This is a genomic window from Sporosalibacterium faouarense (assembly GCF_016765695.1).
Lineage (GTDB): Bacteria > Bacillota > Clostridia > Tissierellales > VENL01 > Sporosalibacterium > Sporosalibacterium faouarense.
This window is the reverse complement of record NZ_JAETGO010000005.1, coordinates 1-4,119: the sequence shown is the minus strand read 5'-3', so window position 1 is coordinate 4,119 and position 4,119 is coordinate 1. Positions and strand designations below refer to the sequence as shown.

Genomic DNA, 4,119 nt, shown 5'->3' with positions numbered 1-4,119 from the left:
TCAATTCTACCTCGCTGACTTTCTGTCTACGCTTAAAATATTATGTCACCATAATATCTCCAAGACTCGATACAGGGCTGTTGGATAGACTTTACCCTGACGCGACTCACACCCGCTAGAATGTGCGCCCTGCCAGGACGCACTGCAAACACTTTGTTAGATGATGAGTGATATCACTCTCCAGCGCCTTACTAAGAAGGTTTTTAACATATTTAAATATCTAATCATCTTGTGTTCTAGTGTCTATCTATTAAATATATGATTAGCTTTACATTATACTCATAACCTATGCTACATCTGAAATGCAGTCATCCAATAACACATTGCTACAATAAGCGAAAATGGAGTCATAACATATTTTTCTTTCTTACTTTGTGACATCAGGTTCATAATGGTATTCAAAGATAGATAAGCAGCAAAGAAGAAACAAAAATACTTGGTTATCTTATAAGAAAACCATAAGGTAATAAACCCTCCTGCCTGTAAAACAATTACCATAGCAAAAATCTGCATAGCAACAGAAACTAATGCCATAATTCTGAACTTGTTAGGTAAAACTTTGTGTTGTCCGCCCATTGTAAACTCTCCCAAAGGAAGACCCAACGCAACAAGAACTGTCATAATTACTATAACTAGAAATAATATTGCACCTATTATTGCAAACATAAATTAATATCCTCCCTTTCATAAAATATAAATAATTTAAACCTACCTCTACAATTAAATTTAAAAATATTCAACTATAAAATAAATTTCTTTATTATAGACAATATACTTGGAATATTGGTGTTACTGATCCTAAAGTAATTCTCTGAAATGATATCAACGTTTTTGTGTTTGAGATGTCTCTGAGCTAGACCTCAAATGAATACTGTCTTGGCGGAACTTTGTTCCCAGCGAAGAGATTTGGCGCCAATGGATTTGACCCCACAAACGTTCCTCAAGGCGCCCTTGCTCAAAAACTTTGAAAGTAGCTATTGTTGCTACTTATTTAATAGGTTTATTTCCTGTGCCTATTTTTACTATATTCTACTTTTTTTAGAAAAATCCTTGACAACTATTAGCTGGTTATGTGTAGTTGACTGCTTCACCTTCGAAGCAATACCTTAAAGACATATTAACTAACTTAATGGTATAGAAAAAAATAAAAGCCAACTATCATTTGTACTACTTTTCCATTATATTTCAATGATACTAGTAATTGTCCATCTGTAGGTTTTATACCAGTATCTCTCACCTCTATATTTAACAATATACTTAACTCCATCTAGTTCATTTATTGCGCTAGTATATATTATTCTTCCTTTCCACCTCATATTTTGTATTAATTCATCTACTTGAGGAATATAGCGATTATAATTGTAGCTCCTTAGAGGATTGAAATTTTGATTATTTACAAATAACACACCTAAATCATAAGCATATTTTTCTACAACACACTCTTTAAACTCCTTTGTAGATATCTTTGCATCATAGCTTACTGGAACGATAAAAACTTGAATAATTATCAAAATGATTAAACCAACTAGACTATATAGTAAAAGTTTTCTATTCTTTTTCAATACACTAATCCCCTTCTAAGTAAACTTCAACAAATATATCATATTTGCACTTTGTATCACCTGCTCATACACATCATATCTTTCAAGCTTAAAAATCCGTTGAAAATCTATTTCTCAAACTCATCACTAACAATATTATAGTTATCAGAGTCCCGTTTAAAACCATCTATCTCAAAATACAACTCTGAAATGCAGTAGGCAATCTCACATAACGTACCAGATATTTAAGAAGTTTCTGAACCTTAGCCAGACTTGGCTTGGTGAAGAAATTTGCATGAAGCGTAGCGGAATCTTAAATACCATGTTATATGATGGATGTTGCCTTTATGCGTAAATCTAACTTCATTACATTAACATGTCTTTTATAACATTTAAATTTTCACTATTACTTCTATCGATATGTACTCCCTGCATTCCTATATTTTTAGCTGCTTCTACATTTGCAGCTTTACTATCAATAAATAAGCTTTCTTCAAAATTTGTATATGAGTTTTCTAAAGACTTTCTAAAACATCTATAACTTCAGGATACAAGTTACAATGATTTACATAATGAGTAAGATGAAACAGTCTATCACTTAAATAATTATTGTTTGAGTTAACTTCATTTGCAATAACAGAATAATATTTTTCAAAATGTCTCTTTTCTTCACTCCAATTATTTAACCATTTACCACTTTCTCTATATTGAAAGAAATACTCATTACCTTTTAGAATAGCTTTGTCAATAATTTTTTCTTCTATTCTACCTCGCTGACTTTCTGTCTGTGCTTAAAATATTATGTCACTATAATCTCTCCAAGACTCGATACAGGGCTGTTGGCTAGACTTTACCTGACGGGACTCACACCCGCTAGAATGTATGCCCTGCCAGGACGCACTGCAAACACTTTGTTATAAGATGTGGAGACTCTTTCAGATAATAAACCTTCTCATATTATAAGAAATACAAACTATGGAGTAGATGGAGTAGGTTGAACTATAATTATACCTATATTGATTACAGATACTTGCCACTCATCAAATCATTTAAAATCTCAATAATAGAACCATAATGTGTCCTTAATCTTTCATCAATATCAGGTCTATCTAAAACATTAAATCTGATCAATCTATCAACAACATGATTTGAAATCCTTTTCTTGTATTTCTCAGTATCCTCAAATCTATGAATAACAAGATTACCTTTCTTCTCTTCATTACATAACCTATTATATTCCCTCTATTACTATATAACTAATCTACAGTTCTCAATGTCCAACTACTCATCATCTCGTTTATTATTAGGCAGGCACCTATGTACAACTCCGTTATCGCCATTTCTTATAATGTCTTCGTGTTTGCGACACCTTTGAACTGGCCCTTAGAGAAATACCCCTTGGCGAAGCTTTGCTCCCTGTGAGAAGGTGTGGTGCACAACACCTCAAAGCCTTTCCCTAATGCACCTTTGTGCAAAAACTTTGTTATCTGACGTTTATTTACTTGAAAGTCCTGACCCTGATTTATACGGAACTCTACCCGATGGAATGTCCTTTGATGCTGGTTTAACATGTACATCTTGGTCATCAAAAAAGATATGAGCATTGAAAGCTTTTAGAACTTCTCTTTTTTCAACTCCTCCAAGAAAAAAAGCTTCATCTACATCCACTTTCCACTGTCTTAATGTCAAAATCACTCTTTTATGTGCAGGATAATTACGTGCTGTAATAATAGCTATCCTCAACATATCAGGATATTTTTCTTTAATAGTTGACAAAGTTCTTAATAACTTTGCGAAAGGACCATCTGGTAAGGCTTGTTTTGCATTTATTTTTTCATGTTCCAAAAAAGCCTCTAATCCTTTTGTTTTATATATTTTTTCAGATTCTTCTGAGAAAATAACTGCATCACCATCAAATGCAATTCTAATTTCTTTATCATCAGGTGTATATTCATTAGGAACTGCATAAATTAATGCTGATGCAAAGCCTGCATCAATCGCTTCTTGTACATCTTGTTCATTCTTAGATAAAAACAAATCTACATCAAACGCTGAAAGATACTTAGCAATGTTTTCACCACCTGTGAAAGCTGCTCTATGTATGCCTAAACCCACTGCTTCAATTGAATTAAAAACTCTAAGACCTGTTTCTGGACTATTTCTAGACATTACTATTACTTCTACAATTGGTGTATCAAACTTACTATTTAAATCCAGTAGTGCTTTTACTAGAGAATAGGCTGTACCCTCATTAAGTCTCTCATCTTCATGTTCAACCTGATAATTTTTATATTCTTCTAACCCTTTTTCAATATATATTTGATTTTCAACTTCTAAATCGAATAATGCTCTTGATGATATTGCAACTACTAATTTATCATTTAAGTTATATGGCATAGAATAGCCTCCCTTTTAAAATATAGATGTCTGATAACGTCTCTGGTGTTTACGACGCCTTCGAACTGGACCCCAAAGGAATACTCTTTAGTGGAGCCTTGCTCCCAGTGAGAAGGTATTGGTGTACATCACTACAAATACTTTTCTAAGTACAACTAGTGTAAACACCTTGTTATATGAT

3 protein-coding genes are annotated in these 4,119 nt (G+C 32.8%); all 3 read right to left on the bottom strand.

The features are described from left to right. Window positions 1-291: 291 nt before the first annotated feature. The 3 genes from JMO20_RS00645 to JMO20_RS00635 all read right to left on the bottom strand — a co-directional run bounded on the left by JMO20_RS00645 (window position 292) and on the right by JMO20_RS00635 (window position 3,938). Window positions 292-666, bottom strand: coding sequence for a hypothetical protein (locus JMO20_RS00645; RefSeq protein ID WP_202707217.1), 375 nt, complete (start codon window positions 664-666; stop codon window positions 292-294). Between the two features lie 512 nt (window positions 667-1,178). After that, the gene (locus JMO20_RS00640; RefSeq protein WP_202707216.1) at window positions 1,179-1,562 is read right to left on the bottom strand and encodes a hypothetical protein; all 384 of its coding nucleotides are present in this window, start codon (window positions 1,560-1,562) and stop codon (window positions 1,179-1,181) included. Window positions 1,563-3,035: 1,473 nt separating this feature from the next. Further along, window positions 3,036-3,938 (bottom strand): 5'-nucleotidase, encoded by a 903-nt coding sequence (locus JMO20_RS00635; RefSeq protein WP_202707215.1) that lies wholly within the window; start codon window positions 3,936-3,938, stop codon window positions 3,036-3,038. Window positions 3,939-4,119: the final 181 nt, after the last annotated feature.

What these genes read in the sequence shown, in the direction of transcription:
- JMO20_RS00645 (WP_202707217.1), bottom strand. Translation starts at nt 666, where the DNA reads ATGTTTGCAATAATAGGTGCAATATTATTTCTAGTTATAGTAATTATG.
- JMO20_RS00635 (WP_202707215.1), bottom strand. Translation starts at nt 3,938, where the DNA reads ATGCCATATAACTTAAATGATAAATTAGTAGTTGCAATATCATCAAGA.